This is a genomic window from Streptomyces sp. NPDC104096 (genome assembly GCF_055584385.1).
The window spans coordinates 1-21338 of record NZ_JBVJMD010000046.1; the positions used below are offsets into that span (position 1 = coordinate 1).

Below are 21338 nucleotides of genomic sequence, written 5' to 3' on the forward strand. Positions count from 1 at the left end.
ACGTCGTCCCGGTCCACGGTCAGGTCATCGGCGAAGTGCCGGTCGCCAGTGGCGTCGGGCACGTACTTCACAGTGACAACGATCCTCAAGCTCACGCCGGCTCTCCTACTGCATCGTCTCAATTTCGGCTGCCTACTTGCAGGCAGCATAGGCGCCCCAAGCGGCCGATCCCGGTCGGGGCGGCCCGCGCTCCGACCGAGATATTACTCGTCAGTACACCCAGTTCGTTCCCGCTAAGCAAGCGCTTTGAACTGTGACCTTCGCAACGCAGCGTAATCGGAAGTCGACGACTTCGCAGAGGCAGGGTGCTGTGATCAGTCACGCAGTGCGTTGAACCGGCCCTGGTGGTAGACGAGCGGACGCCCGGGGCCCGTGGGATCGCCGACGGCGACCTCGGCCAGTACGACGCGGTGGTCGCCCGCGGGCACCCGGGTGACGACGCGGCACACCAGCCAGGCGGAGACGTCGTCCAGCAGGGGCACGCCCTCGGGGCCCTCGCGCCAGGCGGTCGGCGCGCCGAACCGGTCGGCGCCGCTGCGCGCGAAGGTGCCGGCCAGCTCCTGCTGGTGCTCGCCGAGTATGTGGACGCCCACGTGGGAGGCCGTGGAGACGGTCGGCCAACTGGAGGATCCGGTGCTGATCCCGAAGGAGAGCAGCGGAGGCTCGGCGGACACCGAGGTGAGGGAGGTGGCGGTGAAGCCGACCGGCCCCGCCGCACCACGGGCGGTGATCACGGCGACTCCCGCCGCGTGCCGCCGGAAGACGGAACGCAGCAGGTCGGCCGAGGCGAGGCGGGAGGCGTCGAGGTGGGAAGCGGCGAGGTCGGGCGTGGCCGTCATGGAGTTGTCCTTCTGCGGCAGGGGCGTGGGGGTGGGGCCGTGACTGCTCAACAGTCCGGACAGCACGCGCTCGCGGTGCGGGCGAGGTCGATGTGCACCCGCCCGAAGAGAAGGAGTTCCCTAGGCATACGGTCAGGCTGACGATAGGTGGCACGCACAGTCAAGTGCGTACCGGCATGTGGGAGATGTCTCACCGTGCCCCACCGTGCGCCCCCCGCACCGGGTGCACGGCCGTCAGACGGCCTCCCCCAGCGCCGCGATGACGTCCGCCTTGCGCGGCTGGCCGGCGGCGCGCCGCACGATCCGCCCCTCCGCGTCCAGGACGAGCACGGTCGGGGTCTTGAGGACGCCGAGTTCGCGTACGAGGTCGAGCCGGGCCTCCGCGTCGATCTCCACGTGGGCCACGCCCGGGACCAGCGCGGCCACCTCGCCGAGGACGCGCCGGGTGGCCCGGCAGGGGGCGCAGAAGGCGCTGGAGAACTGTACGAGCGTGGCCCGTTCGCCGAGTTCCCCGCCCAACCGGTCGGCCCCGAGCCGCTGTCCGTCGCCCTGCCCGCGCACCCGTGCTCCCCTGCTCCGCCGCCGACGCGGCACTCCATGGACACCCGCCCTCGCGAGCACCGCCCCGCGCACCACACCTCCGCGCACCACCCGCACCAGCGTTCGCGGGAGCGCGAAGATTCCCGGGTCCACGACACGCGGAGTTCGGGCGGGCATCGGACTCGCGACGACCGGGGCCGCGTTCGCGCCACCTTCCCGAATGGCGCGTTCGGGTGCAGCCTGCGCCACGAGTTGTACCTGCTCACCCGGCGCGTCACGGTCCGCACGGAGTAAAGGCGGGTTAAAAGCGCAGGTGGATCATGGGGCCGACGTGACGAGGATCTCGCCGCACCCGGGCACCAGGGCTGGCTCCCCGACCGTTATTCGGGCACGATCTGCGGGATGCCGTAAACCTACGGCTGCGTAAGTTTCCGGCTGGGAGATCCCTTCCCAGACAGAGTGAGGAAGGGCCCACCCCGTCCATGGCTGAACTGGTCTACCGCCCCGTCGTCGGTCTCGCGCGCACGCTGTTCAAGGTGTGGGACCTCAAGATCGACTGCAAGGGGTCGGAGAACATCCCACGCTCGGGCGGCGCCGTACTGGTGAGCAATCACATCAGCTATCTGGACTTCATCTTCGACGGTCTGGCCGCACTGCCGCAGAAACGTCTTGTTCGTTTCATGGCGAAGGAGTCCGTCTTCCGGCACAAGGTGTCCGGTCCGCTGATGCGCGGCATGAAGCACATCCCGGTGGACCGCGAGCAGGGCGACGCGGCGTACGCGCACGCCCTGGAGTCGCTGAAGTCCGGTGAGATCGTGGGGGTCTTCCCCGAGGCCACCATCTCACAGTCGTTCACGCTGAAGAGCTTCAAGTCGGGTGCCGCCCGGCTGGCCCAGGAGGCGGGCGTCCCGCTGATCCCGATGGCCGTGTGGGGTACGCAGCGACTGTGGACCAAGGGGCACCAGCGCAACTTCAAGCGCAGCCACACCCCGATCACCATTCGCGTCGGCGAGCCGGTGGAGGCCCCCCGCGACCAGTACGCGGGCGCCATCACGCGCCGACTGCGCGAGCGCGTCCAGGAGTTGCTGGAGGCCGCGCAGCGCGCCTATCCCGTACGTCCCAAGGGCGCGGACGACACCTGGTGGATGCCGGCCCACCTCGGCGGCACGGCGCCGACCCCCGAAGAGGTACGGGCCGCCGAGGCGCGCTGACGCCGCCGCGCGTCCGGGCGGGCGGGGCGCAACACGCCGGTGCGCTCGGCCCGCCCGGCAAGGCCACCGACACCGAGCGGCCGCCCCCGCCCGCCCGTCAGCCCTCGTGCCGGATCGTGATCCGTGCGCCGGGGCTGAACTTCTCCAGCAGCTCGGCGAGTTCGGTCGCGGCCGCCTCCACCTCGGACAGCGGCATCGGGGCCATGCCCTCCAGCAGGAAGATGCCCGAGGTGGTGGTCTCGGTGAGCCGGGTGCGCGGGCCCTGGCGCCAGTTCCAGCGACGGCACGTCACCCCCGCCTCGTCACGCCAGACCACCTCGCCCGCGTCGGGGTGTTCCACGCTCTCCTCGCCGCCCGAGACGGTGACGAAGTCCTCGTCACCGGTGGCGCGCACCAGGCTCATGCCGCCCTGGACGCGGTCGATGTCCTCTCCCCCGACGGGGATGAGGTGGGCGACGCTGACGGCGTTGTAGAGGTCGACGAACAGGTTGACGCGCGGCAGACCCGCGTCCGTCAGCGCCCGCCTGGCCAGCGCCTCGGCCGAGTTGCGGGTGCGCGAGGGCTTCGAGCCGAACGCGCTGTACACCTCCCGCCAGGCCGCCATGTACGGGTCCTCGTGCGGGGCACGGCCGTCCAGCCGGGCCGCGAGCCGGCGGGCCGCGTCGTCGAGGACCGCCGTACTCGCTTCCGTGCCGGGCCCGTTGACCAGGCCGTGCGCCTCGACGGCGACCCAGGTGAAGCCGGGCGCGAGGGCGCGCACGTCGTCGGACACGATCAGGGAGAGGGTCATCGTCTGCCTCAGAGTGCGGTGGGGAGCGTCTTCCAGAGGTGCGGCCGGTCGGTGGCTGCCTTGAGCGCGCTCAGCACGGCCGGGTGAGGTTCAGCGTACAGGACCGGATAGTCCAACTCACTGGACTCCGGATCGGCGACGAAGGCCAGCCGCTCGCCGTCGAGGGAGAACCGGGCGTCCACACCCGGCTTGTTGCCGCGCGGGTCCTGCCGGTGCCAGGAACCGTGGAACCGCACGGCGACCAGTCCGTGCACGACATGGCCTTGGCCGTCGTCGTCCGCCAGCCGCTGGTAGGCGAACCCGGTGGGGATGTCCTCGGCGCGCAGCAGCGCGGCCAGCGCATGGGCCTTGGCGTAGCAGATCCCGGTGCGCCGCTCCAGGACGTCGGAGGCGCGCCAGGTGACGCGCGGATCGCCGACGTCCTGGGAGTGCGGCACGGTGTCGCGGACGAACTCGTACGCCGCCTGCGCATAGGCATACGAGTCGGCCACCCCCTCGGCGAGTCGGGCGGCCGTCTCCCGCACGCGCGGATGATGGTGGTCGATGACCTCGTCAGCCGCCAGGTAGGCGGACAGATCTGGGGTGTTCTGGATCAGCTCCATGAGTGCAGAGCATAGAAATGCGATCACCCGAGAGTCAATGACTTTTCAGGTGACCGCATATCTATGCATCAGCACCGGCGCTAGTGCGCCATCTCCTCCTTGAGCGCCGCGACGAACGCGTCCACGTCGTCCTCGGTCGTGTCGAACGCGCACATCCAGCGCACGTCGCCGGCCGTCTCGTCCCAGAAGTAGAAGCGGAAGCGCTTCTGGAGGCGCTCGCTCACGTCGTGCGGCAGCCGGGCGAAGACGCCGTTGGCCTGCACCGGGTAGAGGATCTCCACCCCGTGCACGGCGCGGACGCCCTCGGCCAGCCGCCTGGCCATCTCGTTGGCGTGGCGGGCGTTGCGCAGCCACAGGTCCTTGGCGAGCAGGGCCTCCAGCTGCACCGACACGAAGCGCATCTTGGAGGCGAGCTGCATGGACAGCTTGCGCAGGTGCTTCATGCTGCGGACGGCGTCCTGGTTGATGACGACGACCGCCTCGCCGAACAGGGCGCCGTTCTTCGTGCCGCCCAGGGAGAGGATGTCGACGCCGACCGCGTTGGTGAACGCCCGCATCGGCATGTCGAGCGACGCGGCCGCGTTGGCTATCCGGGAACCGTCCAGGTGCACCTTCATGCCGTGCGCGTGGGCGTGGTCGCAGATCGCGCGGATCTCGTCCGGCGTGTAGAGGGTGCCCAGCTCGGTGCTCTGGGTGATCGAGACGACCTGCGGCATCGCCCGGTGCTCGTCGTCCCAGCCGTACGCCTGCCGGTCGATCAGCTCGGGCGTGAGCTTGCCGTCCGGCGTCGGCACGGTGAGCAGCTTGAGGCCGCCCATCCGCTCCGGGGCGCCGCCCTCGTCGACGTTGATGTGGGCGCTCTCGGCGCAGATCACCGCGCCCCACCGGTCGGTGACCGCCTGGAGCGCGACGACGTTCGCGCCGGTGCCGTTGAAGACGGGGAACGCCTCCGCCGTGGGCCCGAAGTGGCTGCGGACGATCTTCTGGAGGTTCTCCGTGTAGTCGTCCTCGCCGTACGCGACCTGGTGACCGCCGTTGGCCAGGGCCAGGGCGGCCATCACCTCCGGGTGGGCCCCGGCGTAGTTGTCGCTGGCGAATCCTCGGATCTGCGGGTCGTGGTGGCGGCGCGCGTCGGTCTTCGGAGGGTTCACGGCTTCTCGGTGAGCCACAGACGGTTTCCGTTCACTTCTGCGGCGGGCCGGTTCCAGACGTCGACGATGGCCTCGGCCAGGTCCTTGACGTCCGTGAAGCCCGCGAACTTCGCGTTGGGTCGCTCGGCGCGCATCGCGTCGTGCACCAGCGCCTTCACGACCAGGATGGCAGCCGCCGACGTGGCACCCTCGGCGCCCTCGGAGAGCCCCGCCTTGCGGAAGTAGTCGGCCATGGCCAGCGTCCACGCCTCGGCGGCGGCCTTGCCGGCGGAGTACGCGGCATTGCCCGCGGTCGGCTTGCTCGCGCCGGCCGCGCTGATCAGGACGTACCGACCGCGGTCGCTGCGCTGGAGCGCCTCGTGGAAGGCGAGGGAGGTGTGCTGCACGGTCTTGACGAGCAGCAGCTCCAGGAAGTCCCAGTCGTCGAGGCTGGTCTTGGTGAAGGTCTCGCTGCCGCGCCAGCCGCCGACGAGGTGGACGAGGCCGTCGACGCGGCCGAAGTCCTTCTCGACGTGCCGGGCCCAGTCGCGGGTCGAGTCGACGTCCAGCAGGTCGACCGTCTCCCCGACGACGGTGGCCCCGCCGTGCCCGTAACGGGCCTCGTCCACCGCCGCCGCCAGGCGCTCGGGGTCGTTGTCCGCGCCGACGACGGTCGCGCCCGCCTCGGCGAGTCGGATCATCGCCGCACGTCCGGCGGGTCCGCCCGCGCCGGCCACCGCGATCACAGCACCGCTGAGAGCACCGTTCCCCACCATGATCTTCGCCTCCTGAGCAGTGTTCTCGGTGCCGCGCCCGCTCACGCGGCGACCCGCTCGGCCCCGTCCGAAGTGATGCCCCGGGTCGACGCGATCACGTTCTTGAGCTTCTTGGACAGTGCCTCATAGAACATGCTCAGCGGAAACTCGTCCGGAAGCACGTCGTCCACGAGCCGGCGCGGCGGCTGCGTCAGGTCCAGGGCGTCCGGACCCTTGGCCCACGTGGAGCCCGGGTGCGGGGCGAGGTACCCGGAGACCAGCTCGTACCCGGCGAACCAGTGCACCAGCTTGGGGCGGTCGATCCCGTCGCGGTACAGCTGCTCGATGTCGGCGCACAGCTGGTTGGTGACCTGCGGGGCGCGCTGCCAGTCGATGTGCAGCTTGTTGTCGGTCCAGCGCACGACGTCGTGCTTGTGGAGGTAGGCGAACAGCAGCTGGCCGCCCAGACCGTCGTAGTTGCGCACCCGGTCGCCGGTGACCGGGAAGCGGAACATCCGGTCGAACAGCACCGCGTACTGCACGTCCCGGGCCTGCGGGACGCCGTCGGCCTCCAGCTTCACGGCCTCCTTGAAGGCGGTGAGGTCGCAGCGCAGCTCCTCCAGGCCGTACATCCAGAACGGCTGGCGCTGCTTGATCATGAACGGGTCGAAGGGCAGGTCGCCGTGGCTGTGGGTGCGGTCGTGGACCATGTCCCACAGGACGAAGGCCTCCTCGCAGCGCTTCTGGTCGTGGACCATGGCGGCGATGTCCTCGGGCAGCTCCAGGCCCAGGACGTCGACGGCGGCGTCGGTGACGCGACGGAAGCGGGCCGCCTCGCGGTCGCAGAAGATGCCGCCCCAGGTGAATCGTTCCGGCGCCTCGCGCACGGCGATGGTCTCCGGGAAGAGCACGGCGGAGTTGGTGTCGTAGCCGGCCGTGAAGTCCTCGAAGGTGATCCCGCAGAACAGCGGGTTGTCGTAACGGGTGCGCTCCAGTTCGGCCAGCCAGTCCGGCCAGACCATGCGCAGGACGACGGCCTCGAGGTTGCGGTCCGGGTTGCCGTTCTGGGTGTACATCGGGAAGACGACCAGGTGCTGGAGGCCGTCCTCGCGCCGCGCGGCGGGCTGGAAGGCCAGCAGCGAGTCGAGGAAGTCCGGCACCCCGAAGCCGCCGTCGGCCCAGCGGCGCAGGTCCTTGACGAGGGCCTGGTGGTACGCGACGTCGTGCGGGAGCAGCGGCGAGAGTTCCTCGACGGCGTCGGCGACACGCCCGACCGCGAGTTCGGCGTCGGTCTTGCCGGGTGCGCCTTCGGCGTCGAAGTCGATCGAACCGTCCTTCGACTGCCATGGCCGGATCCGCTCCACGGCATCCTTGAGCACGGGCCACGCCGGGTGCTCAACCACCCTGCTCACGGGAGGAACCCGCTCCTCCGAACCCACCTGCACAAGAATTTCCGGCATTTCCCATCCTCCACGGGAGAACATCACGTAAGGAGACCGTATACATACGGGGTTCCCCCCAGCAAGTGGATCCTCGGGAAAATATTCTGCGTACTCGGCATGTCGCCGCACTTTTTCCTGTGTGACACCGGAACGGCCCACGCTTCCGCTACCCGCTCGGACCCGGCGCACACCCGATACCGGGAACCGGATCCGGCCACCCCACGAAGTCCGTCCACCGGCGACCCGCCCCCCGCGGGGGCCGTCCCGGCGCCACGGACCGGCTCGGACCCGCACGCCACACCAATGCCCTGCGTACGAGCGGGTCCATCGCGCGGCCTGGCCGTTAGGCTGCGGCTCTGCCGCGTGGACAGTGCCGTCCGCTCCGTCCGCCTCTGCTCCGCGCGTGCGCCGAGCCGCCGTCGACGGAAGCGAGTTGAACCTTGAACTTCCTTACCATCGGTCATCGCGGGGTCATGGGTGTCGAGCCCGAGAACACCCTTCGTTCCTTCGTCGCGGCCCAGCACGCGGGCCTCGACGTCATCGAACTCGATCTGCATCTGAGCAAGGACGGTGCCCTCGTCGTCATGCACGACGCCGAGGTGGACCGCACGACCGACGGCTCCGGCCCGATCGCCGAGATGACCCTCGCGGAACTGCGCGGCCTGGACGCGGGCCGCGGTGAACGGATCCCGGTCTTCGAGGAGGTGCTGGACGCGGTACGCACACCGCTCCAGGCCGAGATCAAGGACGTGGCGGCGGCCCGGGCGCTGGCCGAGGTCATGACCCGGCTCGATCTGCTGGGGCGCGTGGAGGTGTCCTCGTTCCACGACGAGGCGATCACGGAGATCGCCCGACTGGTGCCCGGCGTACGGACCGCGCTCGTCGGCAGCCGGTACGACGCCGACATCGTGCAGCGGGCCGTGGACGCCGGAGCCTCGACGCTCTGCCTCGACATCCGCCGCCTCACCCTGGAGGTCGTGGAGCGGGCCCGGGGGGCGGACCTCAGGATCATCGGCTGGGTGGTGAACACCCAGGACCATCTGCGGCTCGTACGCGCCCTCCAGCTGGACGGCGCGACCACCGACTACCCGGACATCAAGCGCACGGGCCGCTTCACCGCCTGACGGCGGGAGCGGCCGGGGCGGGTGCGCTCGGGCGCGCCGGACGACACGCACCGGCCCACCGCATCAGGCGGGCTGGGCCGTCAGCTCCTTGACCAGCAGCTCGAACTCCAGGTCGTCGCGCTGCGGGATGCCGAAGCGCTCGTCGCCGTACGGGAACGGGGTCATCCGGCCCGTACGGCGGTAGCCGCGGCGCTCGTACCAGGCGATGAGGTCCTCGCGCACCGAGATGACGGTCATGTGCATCTCCGCGACGCCCCAGGTCTCGCGGGCCAGCCGCTCGGCCTCCGCGATGACCGTCTTGCCGAGGCCGCCGCCCTGCCGGGTGGGGCTGACCGCGAACATGCCGAAGTAGGCGTGGGCACCGCGGTGCTCGATCTGGCAGCAGGCCAGCAGCTCGCCGTCGCGCTCCGCCGTCAGCAGCCGGCTGTCGGGCGACGTGACGACCTCCAGCACGCCCTCCGCGTCGGTCCGCTGCCCTTCGAGGATGTCCGCCTCCGTGGTCCAGCCGGCCCGGCTGGAGTCCCCCCGGTACGCGGACTGCACCAGCGCGACCAGCGCGTCGACGTCGGCTTCGGTGGCGTCGCGGAAGGTCAGGGCGGTGGTGGTGACGGTGTCCATGGGCGGGTGTCTCCGATCTGTGGCGCGGCTCGGCAGGGACGAGGGTAGCCCGCCGGTAGGCTCCGGCTGCATGGTGCATGTACTGAGCAGCCGGACACTCCTGCGCCCCACCGACCCCGAGCGCTCGCGCGACTTCTACGGCGAGCGGCTGGGCCTCGCCGTCTACCGCGAGTTCGGCACCGGCCCGGAGCGCGGCACCGTCTACTTCCTCGGCGGCGGCTTCCTGGAGCTCTCCGGGCGCGCGGAGGCTCCGGCGTCCCCTCCCCTGCGGCTGTGGTTCCAGGTCGCGGACGTGGCCGCGGCACATACCGAGCTGCTGGCCCGCGGCGTCGAGATCGTACGTCCGCCGCGGACGGAGCCGTGGGGACTGGTCGAGATGTGGATCGCCGATCCGGACGGCACCCAGATCGTGCTGGTGGAGGTACCGGCCGAGCATCCGCTGCGCCACCGGCCGGGGATCTAGGGCACGCCTTTCGGCTCCCGGCCGCCGGGCTCCGCTGCCGGGGTGTGGCACCGAGTGCCGGATGGCCGGTGGCGGGAGGCGGGGCTAGCGTGCTGAAGGGGCCCCCATCCGGAAGGAACGCCATGAAGCTCGACAAGCCGGTGCCCGGCGGGCCCTGCTGGACCGAACTGGGGACCAGCGATCTGGAGGGCGCGAAGCGGTTCTACGCGGAGGTGTTCGGCTGGCGTCCGGAGACGGATCCGCGGCCGGAGGCAGGCGGGTACACGATCGCGCATCTGGGAGACGCGCCGGTCGCCGCGCTCTCGCCCCTGTACCAGGAGTCGCAGCCCGTCGCGTGGAACGTGTCGTTCGCCGTGACGGACGCCGACGTCGCCGCGCGGCTCCTGGCGGAGGCGGGCGGAAAGGTCCTGGTCGGGCCGATGGAGGTGTTCGACGCGGGCCGTTTCACGGTGGCCCTGGATCCGGGCGGCGCGCCCTTCCAGCTGTGGCAGGCGGGGACGTTCCCGGGCGCCGGGGTGTTCAACGCGCCCGGCTCGCTCGGCTGGGTGGAGCTGCTGACCCGTTCGCCCGAGCAGGCCGAGACCTTCTACACGACGCTGTTCGGCTGGACCGTGAACGCCTCCGAGCACTACACGCAGTGGGGCGTCCACGGGGCCGACTTCGGCGGCATGATCACGATGGACGACAAGTTCCCGCCGGAGGTGCCGCCCCATTGGCTGCCGTACTTCGCGGTGGAGGACGTGGACGCGGCGGCGGCGACCACGACGGGCGGCGACGGCAGTGTGCTCATGGAGCCCACCACCATGGCGGGAGGGCGACGGATCGCGGTGTTGCGCGATCCGCAGGGCGCGGTCTTCGGCGTCTACACGGCACCGGCCGAAGGCTGAGCCGCACGGCACCGGCGGGGGCTGAGCACGCCCGGCGACGCGAACCACCGCGCCGACACGGACGGCCCGCCTGCGCGGGGCGGCCGAAGCCGACAGCGTCCCGCGGCGACGGCGGGGCGCCTGCCGGTGGCCGGAGCGCGGGCGGCCGTCAGGCCCGCAGCGCGCCCATGTGGCCCTCCAGCCGGCTCAGCAACTCGGCGAGGAGCGCGGACAGTTCACCCTGGCTCGGCGGGTCCAGCACCTCCAGCACGGCAGACTCGTAGGCCAGTTGCTCGGGCAGGATCGCGTCGACCAGGTCGCGGCCCGCGTCCGTGAGGCGGACGTGGGCGACGCGGCGGTCCCGGGTGTCGCCGCGGCGCTCCACCAGGCCGCGCTCGGTGAGCTGCTTGAGGCGTTTGGTCACCGCGGCGCCCGAGGAGAAGGTCTCGCGGGTCAGCTCGCTGGGGGTCAGTTCGTGTCCCGTGCGGCGCAGCGCGCCGAGCAGGTCGAACTCGGGGCGGCTGAGTCCGGCCCGGCGCAGCGGGGCGTCCTCGGCCTGTTGCAGGAGTGCGGCGCAGCGGTTGACCCGGCCGATGATCTCCATGGGCCCGGTGTCGAGTTCGGGGTGCACGGCCTGCCACTGTCCCACCACGGCGGCGACCGTGTCCCCGCGCGATGTCCCGCCGGCTCCGGCCGCGCCGGCCCCTTCCGTCGGTCTTCCCTGCGTCGGCGTCATGACCGTACGTCCTCCGCTCTGCCGCTCGTGCGCCGGTCCAGGAGCAGTCCCTGGCGCCGTACCGTAGCCGCGAGCGTACGGTGTCCGCTCTGCTCGGCGAGCACGACCCGCTCCATGGGGAGCGCGCGCTGCCACCACTCACCGGCGGCCGCGTCCGCGGTGGCCCGCAGGTCGACCAGGGCACCGGCCAGCACCCGGCGGGCGGACTCCAGCGCGCCGGCGGCGACCTGCGGCTCGGCCGACAGCCGGGCGGCGCGCTCCCGGGCGCCCTCCGCGACGGTCAGCGCCTGTTCGAGGCGGTCGCCCGCGCGCCGGTTGGTGACGACGATCGCGGCGACGAGACCGACCAGCGCACCGATCAAGGTGTCCAGGATCCGTTCGGTGATCAGCTCGCCCGCGTTCTGCGTCCGGGCGAACTCGGTGATGAGCAGCGCCATCGGGGTGACGCAGATGCTGCCGAGCCAGTAGTTCCGGCTGATCAGCGCCTCCGCGCCGAAGTTCAGGGCGAGGCAGCACAGGACGAGCGCCGCCGGGTGGAGGTGGGCCAGCGGGACGAGCGCGGCGAAGACGAGCACCCCGACGAGGTTGCCGACGACGCGCTGGACGCCCCGGCTCCAGGTGAGGGTGAGGTTGGCCTGGTAGAGGGAGGCCGCGGTGACCAGGGCCCAGTAGGGGCGGCCGACCCCGAGGGCCAGGGAAGCGTATCCGGCGAGGGCGCAGCCGACGGCGGTACGGACGGCGAGGGGGGTGAGCGGGCCCAGCCTGGTCCACAACGGCCGCTTTCCGGCGCCGAGTTCGGCTTCGACGCCGAGGAGTTCGTCGGCGGTCGCGGCCAGGTCGTCGAGCTGCGGCACGGGGCCGCGGCCACGCAGGGCGCGCGCCCAGGCACGCAGTCGCTCGGGTTCCGTGTCGCCGGGGGCGGCGAGCGCGACCTCGGCCCGGATCACGAGCCGTTCGAGCGCGCGCCGGGACCCGGAGCGGGCACCGGCGGCGAGCAGGGTCTGCCAGGCGGCGTGCACGGCGGCGGCCGCCGCGGCCCGGGCCCGCGCCGGACCGGCACCCGCAGCCACCCCCGCGCCTGCGTGCGCCCCGCCGGTCGCATCCGTCCGCGCCGTGCCGCCGGCCGCGGCGGCGTACGCGGCCGCGGCCGCGGCTTCGAGGGCCTGGGCGGTGGCCCGGCGTTCCGGGCCGTGCGGGCGTACGAGCCCGGGAGCCATGCCGACGATCCAGGCCCAGGCGCCCGCCGCCAGGGCCAGGGCGAGGTGGCCGGGGACCTGGCCGAGGGACTGCGGGGCGAAGAGGGAGGCGGAGCTGATGAAGGTGAGGACCACGTTGCCGGGCGGTCCGACCCGGCTCGCGTCGCACAGCACCTTCTGCACGGCGGCCAGCAGCGCGCCGACGGTGACGAGGACGACGGCGTTCGCGGTCAGCGAAGCGGCGAGCAGCGAGACGGCGAGGCCGCCGGTCATGCCGAGCACCACCAGGGCCAGGACACGGCCGCGGGCCGCGTACGGACGGTTGTGGGCGTACAGCGCGCACAGGGAGCCGGCCATCGTGTACATGGCCAGGTCGAGGTGGCCGAGCGCCAGCAGGGCGAGGTTGGGCGGGGCGATCGCGGCGACCGCGCTGAGGGCGGGCTTGAACCAGATGTCGGAGGGCCGGCCGAGGCGCAGCACACCGGCCAGCGGGAGGCGCCGGGCGCGTGGGGTGGCGGGGGTGGGGGTCGCACTGCTCATACCTACAAGATTAGCAGGTGTTTTACTTGTAAATAATTTACCCGGGTCGCTCCGCATCTCGGGTGACCTGGCGTGCTCCGCCGAGTGCTCCCCGTGTACACCCTTGCGCTCGCTTGCGCTCCGCCCGGCCGGGGCATCCCTTGACCGACCGTCCAGGACCGCCGAGCGGGGAGGCGCGTGTGCATGGACCGGCGTCACCCGGCTGGCTGCTGGTCGCGCTCTGCGCGGCGACCGGGGCCTACTGCCTGCTGCGGATGCGCAGCAGGGTCGAGGAGCAGCGCAGGGCCGCGGGCGGCGAGGCGCTCATGGGCTTCGGCATGGCCGTGATGGCCGTTCCGGCGGCCGTGTTCACCCCGCCGTCCTGGGCCTGGCCGGCGTACGCGGTCGTGTTCGGCTCGGCGGGGGTGCGCGCCCTGTGGGCGGCGCGGGCCGACGCACACCATCTGCATCACCTGGTGGGCACGGCGGCCATGGTGTACATGGCGGTCGTGATGGCGGCCGCCCCGGACCGCCACCACGGTCACGGCGGATCCGGACTGCCTTTGGTGACAGGGGTGCTGCTGCTCTACTTCGCGGGATACGTGCTGCTGTCCGGAGTCCGGCTGCTGCCCGCCGCGGGCGGCACCGTGAGCGGAGGCTGGGGCGACCGGCCGGAGCTGGCGCGGGCGTGCCGGCTGTCGATGGGGATCGGCATGGTGGCGATGCTGCTGACGCTCTGAGCCCGCGGACCTTCCGGCAGCCGCCCGGGAACGGACCCGGGGAGCCCGGCCGACGACCTCGGGAGCGCGGCCGGCTACCTGGTGAGCCCGGCCGGGGCCCGTGGACACCCGCCGAGGTCCCCGGGACACCCGCACCGTACGAAACCGGCGCGGACGGCGCGAAGCCGCCGACGTCCGCGCCGGGCGCAATCGTTGCTTGCGTCACTTTGCCCGGGCGGCCCGTACCCCTGGGCCGCACGGCGCTCATAGGGTGCTCCCATGATGGTCCCCGCGGCACTGTTGCTGCTCGGCGCCCTGACCGCCGTCCTCGCCCCCCGGCTGCTCGCCCGCGCGGACTGGACGGACCGGGAACCGGTGGTCGCGCTGTGGGTGTGGCAGTGCGTGGTGGTGGCCGTACTGGTGTGCTGCGCGCTGTCGATGACCCTCAGCGCCGCCGCGGCCTGGCAGGCGGTGCGCGGCCGGGTCTTCGGGTCTGCGCCGCGCGCGGTGGTGGAGGCCTACGCGCTCGGCGCCGCGGGTCCCTGGACGGCGAAGTCCGCCGCGACGATCGCGGTGGCGCTCGCGTGCGGCGGGCTGTGGAGCGCCGCGATGCTGGCCCGGGAGGTCACCCGGGCACGGCTCGGGCGACGCCGTCGCCGGAGCGAACTGCTCGTACGCGCACCGCTGTTGCCCGGCGAGACCGCCCCCGGCGACCGGCTCGTGGTGCTGGAGGGCGAGCGGCCCGACACCTGGTGGCTGCCGGGGCCGGCTCCCCGGCTCGTGGTCACCACCGGTGCGCTGCGCCGTCTCAAAGGACGCCGGCTGGATGCCGTCCTCGCCCATGAGCAGGGCCACGCGCAGGCCCGGCACGACTGGCTGCTGCACTGCTCGGCCGCACTGGCCAACGGGTTTCCGCAGGTACCGGTGTTCGCGGCGTTCCGGGCCGAGATGCACCGGCTGGTCGAACTGGCCGCCGACGACATGGCCTCCCGCCGCTTCGGGCGGCTGACGACCGCCCTCGCGCTGGTCGAACTCAACGAGGACCGGGGCGTGTTCGGCCCCGTACCGGCCCCGCACGCCCACGTTCCGCAGCGCGTCGACCGCCTCCTCGCTCCCCCGCACCGGCTCACCGCCGCGCACCGTCTGCGACTGACGGCGGCGGGCGCGTCGGTGCCGCTGGTCCCGGTCCTGGTGGCGTTCGTACCGGCACTGCGGGCACTGGGCTAGGGCGTGCTCGAGCCCGGGGAGGTCAGTCGGCGAGGGCGGCGGGAACCGTCGCGCGCGGCACCCGGTGGGCCGGGTCCCCGCGGACACGCCCGGACGGCAACCCGGTAGGGTCCCGCGCATGACCGCCGTTCTGTTCGACTTCTCCGGCACTCTCTGCCGTATCGAGTCCGTCGGCTCCTGGCTGCGCGCGGTGCTCGCCGAGGCCGATCTCACGCTCCCTGAGGCCGAGTTGACCGAAACGGCCCAGGCGCTGGAACGGTCCGGAGCACTACCCGGGGGGAGCGTACCCGCACATGTCCCGCAGGAGCTCGCCGAGTTGTGGGCGACCCGGGATTCCAGTGCCGAGCGGCACCGGGCCGCGTTCACCGGCCTGGCCCGTCAGGTCCCGCTGCCGGACGCGCGGTTGTACGACGCGCTCTACGACCGGCACAGGACACCGGCCGCGTGGGCGCCGTACCCGGACGCCGTCGAGGTGCTGCGGGCGTTGCGCGAGCGCGGGATCGACGTGGGCGTGGTGAGCAACATCGGCTGGGACCTGCGTCCGGTGTTCCGGGAGCACGGCCTCGACCCGTTCGTGGACAGCTACACCCTGTCGTACGAACACGGCGTCCAGAAGCCGGATCCCCGGTTGTTCGCGGCCGCGTGCGCGGCGCTCGGCGCCGATCCGCGGGACACGCTCATGGTGGGTGACGAGCACCGCGCGGACGGCGGCGCGGCCGCTCTCGGCTGCCGGGTCCATTTCGTCGACCCGCTGCCGGTCGCCGAACGCCCGGACTCCTTGCGTCCGGTACTCGGCATGGTGGGCTGACGGCCGCGACGCTCCCGGGCAACCCGCGACCAGACACCGAAGACGCCCAGAACGCCCAAGACACAGCACACATCGCCTAAGGCAACTATCACTGCGGGAAGGACGCCCGCCTCGGACGATCCCCCGCGTCGCCCGAGGCGGACGACAGCCCGGCCGGCCCCACACAGGGGTCGGCCAGGACGCGTTGAGTATAGTTGGCTGTCGGCCAGTCAACGCAGGAGTTCCAGCATGTCCCCGCGCAGCGCCTCGGTCAATGAAGAATTGCGGCGGCGTTCCCGGGAGCGGCTGCTCCAGGCGGCGGTCGAACTGGTCCGGGAACGCGGGTACGAGGCCACGACGCTCGGCGACATAGCCGACCGCGCGGGATCCGCGCGGGGCCTGGTCTCCTACTACTTCCCCGGCAAACGCCACCTCGTGCAGTCGGCCGTGCACCGGCTGATGCACCGCACCCTGGACGAGGCGCTGGAGCGCGAGCCGCGCACCGAGGACGGGCGGGAGCGGCTGGCACGGGCCGTCGACGCGGTCCTCGGACTGGCCCGGGACCAGCCCGTGCTGATGCGCACGCACATGGCGGGCCTGCTCCAGGCCGAGGGTTTCGTGCAGTGTCCCGAGCAGCAGCGGCTGGCCGAGCTGCTGCGGGACACCGTGGTCCGGCGCGGCGCGCAGAACGTCGACGCCGACTACCCGATGCTGCGCTCCCTGCTGATGGGCGCCGTCTACGCGATGGTCCTGCCGAACGTGCCCCTGCTGATCACCCCGCTGCGCGCCGAGCTGTTCGAACGGTACGGGCTTGACTGGGAGATGGGGGTCCCGCCGGACACCGAGGCGGCCGACGGGACGGGACAGACGGACATGTCGCGGTTCTTCGCGACGGACGGCCGGCCGGTCGATCAGTCGAAGTAGTCCGGCTGGGTCTGCACGTTCAGCTCGCGCAACCGCACCCGCTTCGCCGGATCCGTGCGCCGGTCGTCGAGCTTCAGGACGTCGAAGCCCTTGGCGATGTCGTTGGAGTAGATGTAGCCGTTGTAGTAGTACGCCGACCACGAACCGCCGATGGAGAGCGTGGTGGTGGACAGCGGACCGCGCTCGAAGTAGGCGATCTCCTTGGGGGCGGTGGAGTCGGTGAAGTCCCAGACCGAGACGCCGCCCTGGTACCAGGCCTGGACCATGATGTCCTTGCCCTTGACCGGGATCAGCGATCCGTTGTGGGCCACGCAGTTCTCGGTGTCGGCCTGGTGGCGGGGGATCTTGTAGTAGGCGCGGAAGACGAGCTTGCGCCGGTCGCCCTTGCCGACGATGTCGTAGATGCCGTCGGCGCCCCGGTCGGGACCCACGGTCGCGTTGCAGGTGGCGGCGCCTCCGCCGCCGAGTTCGTCGGTGAACACGACCTTGTTCGCCTTGTGGTTGAAGGTCGCCGAGTGCCAGAACGCGAAGTTGACGTTGTCCTCGACCTGGTCGATGACCTTCGGGTGCTCGGGGTCCTTGATGGAGAACAGGATGCCGTCGCCCATGCACGCGCCCGCGGCCAGGTCCTTCTCCGGCAGCACGGTGATGTCGTGGCAGCCGGTGGTCTTGGAGACTCCGGGGTTGGTGGGCGCGCCCGGGTTGCCGCCGCCGTCCGGGCCCTCACCGGGGAACAGGACGGGGAAGCCCACCATCGCGGCCTTCTCGGGGGCGTTGCGCGGCACCTTGATCACCGAGATGCCGTCGTGCGGCGGCTGGCAGTCGGGGTAGGTGGCGCTCGGCGAGTACGAGGAGACGTAGATGTAGACGTTCCTGCGCTCGGGCACCAGGGAGTGGGTGTGTGAACCGCAGGCGGTCTCGACCGCGGCGACGTACTTCGGGTTCGCCTTGTCGCTGATGTCGAAGATCTTCATGCCCTCCCACGACGACTTCTCGGTCGCGGGCTGGGTGGTGCTGTTGCAACTGCTGTCGCTGCGCGAGGAGTCGGTGGACAGGAACAGCAGGTCGCCGGAGACGGAGACGTCGTTCTGCGAGCCGGGGCACAGCACCTGGGCGACCGTCCTGGGCGCCTTCGGGTTGCCGATGTCGAAGATCCGGAAGCCGTCGTAGTTGCCGGCGAAGGCGTATCTGCCCTGGAAGGCCAGATCCGAGTTGAGGCCGGTGAAGGCGTCCTTGGGGACGTTGGCCAGGTGCTCGATGTTGGCGGAGTGGACGATCTCGTCCTGGCCGGGTATCTCGCCGTCGGCGATCGCCCGCGCTGCCTGGGCCTCGGCCCCGGCGGAGACCTCCCGCCGCGTCGCCGGGCCGTCCCCCGGGTCGGGGGTGGCGGCCGCCGGTACCGCGGTGAGCAGTGCGGCCAGGAGTCCGGCCGCGATCGCGCCGACTCCGGTTCTTCTGTGCCGTGTTCGGGGATGGTTCGACAGGGTCACTGCATCCTCCCTCGTCGCATGCACACGGGAACGGTTCACGCTCCCCCGAAGTATCGTCTTAGTCATGCACATACCAAAAGAGGGCAACGGGACAGTCGGCGAACCGCCCGAACCATGACGCACGGGGCACCTCTCCCGCCCCGTCTCCCCTGTCCGTACCACCCTGCCCCGCTCGTGCCGTTGCTCAACCCGCCTGCCACAGGAGGTCGTTGTGCTCTCCCGCCGCTCGTCCCGTACGTCCCTCGCCCTGGCCTCCGCGGCCGCCGTGGCCGTACTCGCGCTCGGGGGCTGTGACCCGGCCCCCGGATCCGGGCCGGAGCCGGCCGGGACCGGCGGCCCCTCGGTGATCGTGCCGGGCGGGCCCGGCGAGGCGAACCGGACCCTGTCCGCCGAGGAGGCGACCCGGCAGCGCGCCGACGACGACACCCCCAACACGGCGGATCTCCGGTACGCGCGCCACATGATCGAACACCACGCCCAGGCCCTGGAGATGACCCGGCTGGCCCCCGACCGCGCGGAGTCGGCGGGCGTCAGACGGATCGCCGAGCGGATAACGGCGGCCCAGGGGCCGGAGATCACCGCGATGGAGAGCTGGCTGAAGCCCTACGCCGCGGACGGCCGCGCCGGCGGGCACGAGCACACCGCGATGCCCGGCATGGCGACCGCGGCTCAGCTCACGGAGCTGCGCGCGGCCAGGGGCAAGGCCTTCGACGAGTTGTTCCTGACCTTGATGATCGCCCACCACGAAGGGGCGATCAGCATGGCCACGGAGGTGAAGGCGCAGGGCAACAACGTCCGGATCGAGGAGATGGCCGACGACGTGATCGCCCAGCAGACGAGCGAGATCACCCGCATGCGGGGGATGCGGGAGGCGGACCGGGCGCAGGAGCCGGAGAAGCCGTAGGGCCGCGAGCCGCGCGGCGGACGAGGAGGCCGAGGCCGCCGGAGGACCCGGCCCCCGTCAGCGCCGCGCGTGGCGTGGCGCCAGGTACCCGGCGTCCCGGGCCTGCGAGATCATCCTGAGCGACCTGCGACGGCTGTGCCCGGTCGCGCACATCACCGCGAGCACGGGGTCGGCACCCTCCCGCTGGGCCGCCCGGTACTCCTGCGCGACCAGCCACCGCCCCTCGATACCGCGCGGCCAGGCGGGACGGGCACGGCGGGCGCCGGACGGCGCGGCACCCGCACCCGCACCCGCACCCGCACCCGCATCGGGATCGGGATCGGGATCGGGGACGGTCTCACCGATGCCGTACCCCGGCATCCCGGCCGAGGCCCCGGCCGGCCCCTCGCCCGCCCCCCGCTCCCCTTCGGCGACCGCCCCGCACACGCCGGACAGCGGGCCCCCGATCCAGTCCGCGAGCACCGTGAGGTCACCGAAGGACAGGGGCGGCTGCGCCCGGACGTCCTCGACGCGGACGCGGTCGCCGGACACCACGGCGAGCACGTCGACCCGGGCTCCGTCGGCGAAGGCCAGCTCGACGTCGAACCACGCGGTCACGTCCGCCCCCTCCCGCAGCTCCCACGCAGGCCAGACGGACACGACACCGTCCGAAGCGGAGCGATCAGAAAGATTGAGAAAGGATGCATCCAGCACACACGCGACGTAACCGCATGATCACATTCCATAAGAACGGACACGCGCACGCCCGAACGCCACAGCACCCTGTCAGCGCAGCCGCCGCGGTGCCATGCTGAAGTCGTCAGCGACCTCCTCCGATCCCCCGTACCCCTCGGACAAGGAGTTCCGCCGTGCTGCGTGTCGCCGTCGTCGGCTCCGGGCCGAGCGGGTGCTACACCGCCCAGAACCTCGTCGAGCTGGACTCCGGGGCGTACGTCGACGTCCTGGACCGGCTGCCGTGCCCCTACGGCCTGGTCCGCTACGGCGTGGCACCGGACCACGAGAAGATCAAGTCGCTCCAGAACAACCTGCGCACGGTCCTGGAGCACGAACGGGTGCGCTTCCTGGGCGGGGTACGGGTCGGCGCCGACGGGGTCCCGGCCGCCCGGCTCCGGGAGCTGTACCACGCGGTGGTGTACTGCGTGGGCGCGGCCACCGACCGGCACCTCGGGATCCCCGGCGAGGACCTGCCGGGGAGCTGGTCGGCGACGGAGTTCGTGTCCTGGTACAGCGCCCACCCGGACGCCGGGGACGACCGCTACGTGACCGGGGCCCGTTCGGCCGTGGTCATCGGCGTGGGGAACGTCGCCGTCGACGTGGCGCGGATGCTGGCCCGCGGCCCGGCCGAACTCAGCCCCACCGACATGCCCCAGGCCGCCCTGGCCGCGCTGGCCGCGAGCCGGGTGCGGGACATCCGGATGGTGGGCCGCCGCGGCCCGTCCCAGGCCCGCTTCACCACCAAGGAGCTGCGCGAGCTGGGCTCCCTGCCGGACACCGAGGTCACGGTGGATCCCGCCGAGCTGGCCGCGGATCCGGCGTACGGCGATCCCGGCGGCCTGCCCGCCGCGCAGCGCCGCAACATCGAGGTGCTGCGCGGCTGGGCGGCGCGACCGCCGGCGGGGTCCGCTCGCCGGATCGGGCTGCGTTTCTTCCTGCGGCCGGTGGAAGTGCTCGCCGACGACGGGCGCGTGGGCGCGGTGCGCTTCGAGCGCACGGAGCCCGACGGGCACGGCGGGGTGCGGGGCACCGGCCGGTACGAGGACGTCGAGGCGCAGTTGGTGCTGCGGTCGGTGGGCTACCGCGGGCTGCCGCTGGAGGGCCTGCCGTTCGACGCGGACCACGGCACGGTTCCGCAGCTCGCCGGACGCGTCCTGCGCGCGGGCATCGTGTCGCCGGGCGAGTACGTGGCGGGCTGGATCAAGCGGGGGCCGACCGGGGTCATCGGCACCAACCGGTCGTGCGCGAAGGAGACGGTGGCCTCGTTGCTCGCGGACGCCCCCGCGCTCGGCGCGAGGGAGCTGCCCGAGGACCCCCTCACGGCTCTGCGGGCCGAGGGGGCCGAGCCGGTCACCTGGGCGGGCTGGCTGGCGATCGAACGCGCCGAGGCCGAGCTGGGGGCCTCCCTGGGGCGGGGTGTCGTCAAGCTGCCGGACTGGGAATCGCTGCTGACCGCGGCCCGGACCCCGGTCGGACCGGGACGTCCGTAACGGCTCGCGGCCCTGCTTTTCGGCTCACCACTGCGTTCACTCCCCCGAGTGCGATCTCGCCGTGGGAGCGCTCCCGCGCCTGACCTGGAAAGCCCTCGCCGTCGCCGGGGAGCGCCGGAACATGTTCTGCGCCAGGCGTTGACTAGAAAGCGCTTGCCATCTACGTTCCGTTCAGCAGCGTGACCGACACCTCGGGCGCGAGCCGCGAAAAGGCCACGCTGACCGCACGCAGCGTTCTACATGGCGTACGTC

Annotated in this window: 22 protein-coding genes and 1 pseudogene; 10 read left to right on the top strand and 13 right to left on the bottom strand. The window is 72.1% G+C overall.

The genetic code is table 11. From position 1 onward, the window contains the following. From ACZ60B_RS32620 to ACZ60B_RS32630, 3 genes and pseudogenes are all read right to left on the bottom strand, one after another. Window positions 1–95 (bottom strand): annotated as a pseudogene (locus ACZ60B_RS32620) (electron transfer flavoprotein subunit beta); the annotation flags it as partial. A 219-nt stretch (window positions 96–314) separates the two neighbouring features. Next, window positions 315–839 (bottom strand): flavin reductase family protein, encoded by a 525-nt coding sequence (locus tag ACZ60B_RS32625; RefSeq protein ID WP_469393414.1) that lies wholly within the window; start codon window positions 837–839, stop codon window positions 315–317. Window positions 840–1073: 234 nt separating this feature from the next. Further along, a complete protein-coding gene (locus ACZ60B_RS32630; RefSeq protein WP_469393548.1) occupies window positions 1074–1487 on the bottom strand; it encodes a TlpA family protein disulfide reductase in 414 nt (137 codons plus the stop codon). A 374-nt stretch (window positions 1488–1861) separates the two neighbouring features. On the opposite strand from ACZ60B_RS32630, the gene ACZ60B_RS32635 reads away from it, so the two are divergent. Beyond that, window positions 1862–2590 carry a lysophospholipid acyltransferase family protein gene (locus tag ACZ60B_RS32635; protein WP_469393416.1) on the top strand — a complete coding sequence of 243 codons (729 nt, stop codon included), beginning with the start codon at window positions 1862–1864 and terminating at the stop codon, window positions 2588–2590. Between the two features lie 97 nt (window positions 2591–2687). Here the strand turns inward: ACZ60B_RS32635 and ACZ60B_RS32640 are convergent, their stop codons facing one another. From ACZ60B_RS32640 to ACZ60B_RS32660, 5 genes are all read right to left on the bottom strand, one after another. Then, window positions 2688–3380, bottom strand: a complete 693-nt coding sequence (locus ACZ60B_RS32640) for a B3/B4 domain-containing protein (protein ID WP_469393418.1) — start codon at window positions 3378–3380, stop codon at window positions 2688–2690. Between the two features lie 8 nt (window positions 3381–3388). Further along, entirely contained in the window at window positions 3389–3982 is a 594-nt protein-coding gene (locus tag ACZ60B_RS32645) for a transglutaminase domain-containing protein (protein WP_469393420.1), read from the bottom strand. A gap of 80 nt (window positions 3983–4062) precedes the next feature. Beyond that, a complete protein-coding gene (locus ACZ60B_RS32650; protein WP_469393422.1) occupies window positions 4063–5133 on the bottom strand; it encodes a threonine aldolase family protein in 1071 nt (356 codons plus the stop codon). Then, entirely contained in the window at window positions 5130–5888 is a 759-nt protein-coding gene (locus ACZ60B_RS32655) for an SDR family NAD(P)-dependent oxidoreductase (protein ID WP_469393424.1), read from the bottom strand. Before ACZ60B_RS32655 ends, ACZ60B_RS32650 begins: the two co-directional genes overlap by 4 nt. Before the next feature lie 41 nt (window positions 5889–5929). After that, window positions 5930–7327: a DUF6421 family protein gene (locus ACZ60B_RS32660; RefSeq protein WP_469393426.1), complete on the bottom strand. Its 1398-nt coding sequence runs from the start codon at window positions 7325–7327 to the stop codon at window positions 5930–5932. A 422-nt stretch (window positions 7328–7749) separates the two neighbouring features. Between ACZ60B_RS32660 and ACZ60B_RS32665 the strand changes: the two genes are divergently transcribed. Continuing rightward, window positions 7750–8433, top strand: a complete 684-nt coding sequence (locus ACZ60B_RS32665) for a glycerophosphodiester phosphodiesterase (protein ID WP_469393428.1) — start codon at window positions 7750–7752, stop codon at window positions 8431–8433. A 63-nt stretch (window positions 8434–8496) separates the two neighbouring features. Here the strand turns inward: ACZ60B_RS32665 and ACZ60B_RS32670 are convergent, their stop codons facing one another. Further along, window positions 8497–9051, bottom strand: coding sequence for a GNAT family N-acetyltransferase (locus ACZ60B_RS32670; protein WP_469393430.1), 555 nt, complete (start codon window positions 9049–9051; stop codon window positions 8497–8499). 70 nt (window positions 9052–9121) lie between these two features. Between ACZ60B_RS32670 and ACZ60B_RS32675 the strand changes: the two genes are divergently transcribed. Together ACZ60B_RS32675 and ACZ60B_RS32680 are read left to right on the top strand one after the other, a co-directional pair. Beyond that, window positions 9122–9514 carry a VOC family protein gene (locus tag ACZ60B_RS32675; protein ID WP_469393432.1) on the top strand — a complete coding sequence of 131 codons (393 nt, stop codon included), beginning with the start codon at window positions 9122–9124 and terminating at the stop codon, window positions 9512–9514. 122 nt (window positions 9515–9636) lie between these two features. Continuing rightward, window positions 9637–10401, top strand: coding sequence for a VOC family protein (locus tag ACZ60B_RS32680; protein WP_469393434.1), 765 nt, complete (start codon window positions 9637–9639; stop codon window positions 10399–10401). A gap of 148 nt (window positions 10402–10549) precedes the next feature. Here ACZ60B_RS32680 and ACZ60B_RS32685 read toward each other — a convergent pair whose 3' ends face one another. Both ACZ60B_RS32685 and ACZ60B_RS32690 read right to left on the bottom strand, forming a co-directional pair. Then, complete coding sequence (locus tag ACZ60B_RS32685; RefSeq protein WP_469393436.1) at window positions 10550–11116, bottom strand: MarR family winged helix-turn-helix transcriptional regulator; 567 nt, start codon at window positions 11114–11116, stop codon at window positions 10550–10552. Then, complete coding sequence (locus tag ACZ60B_RS32690; RefSeq protein ID WP_469393438.1) at window positions 11113–12852, bottom strand: FUSC family protein; 1740 nt, start codon at window positions 12850–12852, stop codon at window positions 11113–11115. The genes ACZ60B_RS32685 and ACZ60B_RS32690 overlap by 4 nt, the downstream gene beginning before the upstream one ends. 179 nt (window positions 12853–13031) lie before the next feature. Here ACZ60B_RS32690 and ACZ60B_RS32695 point away from each other — a divergent pair, with 179 nt between their 5' ends. From ACZ60B_RS32695 to ACZ60B_RS32710, 4 genes are all read left to right on the top strand, one after another. Beyond that, window positions 13032–13571 (top strand): DUF5134 domain-containing protein, encoded by a 540-nt coding sequence (locus tag ACZ60B_RS32695; protein ID WP_469393440.1) that lies wholly within the window; start codon window positions 13032–13034, stop codon window positions 13569–13571. A 258-nt stretch (window positions 13572–13829) separates the two neighbouring features. After that, window positions 13830–14777: a M56 family metallopeptidase gene (locus tag ACZ60B_RS32700; RefSeq protein ID WP_469393442.1), complete on the top strand. Its 948-nt coding sequence runs from the start codon at window positions 13830–13832 to the stop codon at window positions 14775–14777. 118 nt (window positions 14778–14895) lie between these two features. Next, window positions 14896–15585: an HAD family hydrolase gene (locus ACZ60B_RS32705; RefSeq protein ID WP_469393444.1), complete on the top strand. Its 690-nt coding sequence runs from the start codon at window positions 14896–14898 to the stop codon at window positions 15583–15585. A 228-nt stretch (window positions 15586–15813) separates the two neighbouring features. Beyond that, window positions 15814–16488, top strand: coding sequence for a TetR/AcrR family transcriptional regulator (locus ACZ60B_RS32710; RefSeq protein WP_469393446.1), 675 nt, complete (start codon window positions 15814–15816; stop codon window positions 16486–16488). Here ACZ60B_RS32710 and ACZ60B_RS32715 read toward each other — a convergent pair. After that, the gene (locus ACZ60B_RS32715; RefSeq protein ID WP_469393448.1) at window positions 16476–17978 is read right to left on the bottom strand and encodes an LVIVD repeat-containing protein; all 1503 of its coding nucleotides are present in this window, start codon (window positions 17976–17978) and stop codon (window positions 16476–16478) included. The two genes, ACZ60B_RS32710 and ACZ60B_RS32715, sit on opposite strands and share 13 nt — an antisense overlap. Window positions 17979–18189: 211 nt before the next feature. Here ACZ60B_RS32715 and ACZ60B_RS32720 point away from each other — a divergent pair, with 211 nt between their 5' ends. Continuing rightward, complete coding sequence (locus ACZ60B_RS32720; protein ID WP_469393450.1) at window positions 18190–18882, top strand: DUF305 domain-containing protein; 693 nt, start codon at window positions 18190–18192, stop codon at window positions 18880–18882. 57 nt (window positions 18883–18939) lie between these two features. Here the strand turns inward: ACZ60B_RS32720 and ACZ60B_RS32725 are convergent, their stop codons facing one another. Beyond that, a complete protein-coding gene (locus ACZ60B_RS32725; protein WP_469393452.1) occupies window positions 18940–19521 on the bottom strand; it encodes a DUF6214 family protein in 582 nt (193 codons plus the stop codon). A gap of 209 nt (window positions 19522–19730) precedes the next feature. On the opposite strand from ACZ60B_RS32725, the gene ACZ60B_RS32730 reads away from it, so the two are divergent. Further along, window positions 19731–21086, top strand: coding sequence for an FAD-dependent oxidoreductase (locus ACZ60B_RS32730; RefSeq protein WP_469393455.1), 1356 nt, complete (start codon window positions 19731–19733; stop codon window positions 21084–21086). Window positions 21087–21338: the final 252 nt, after the last annotated feature.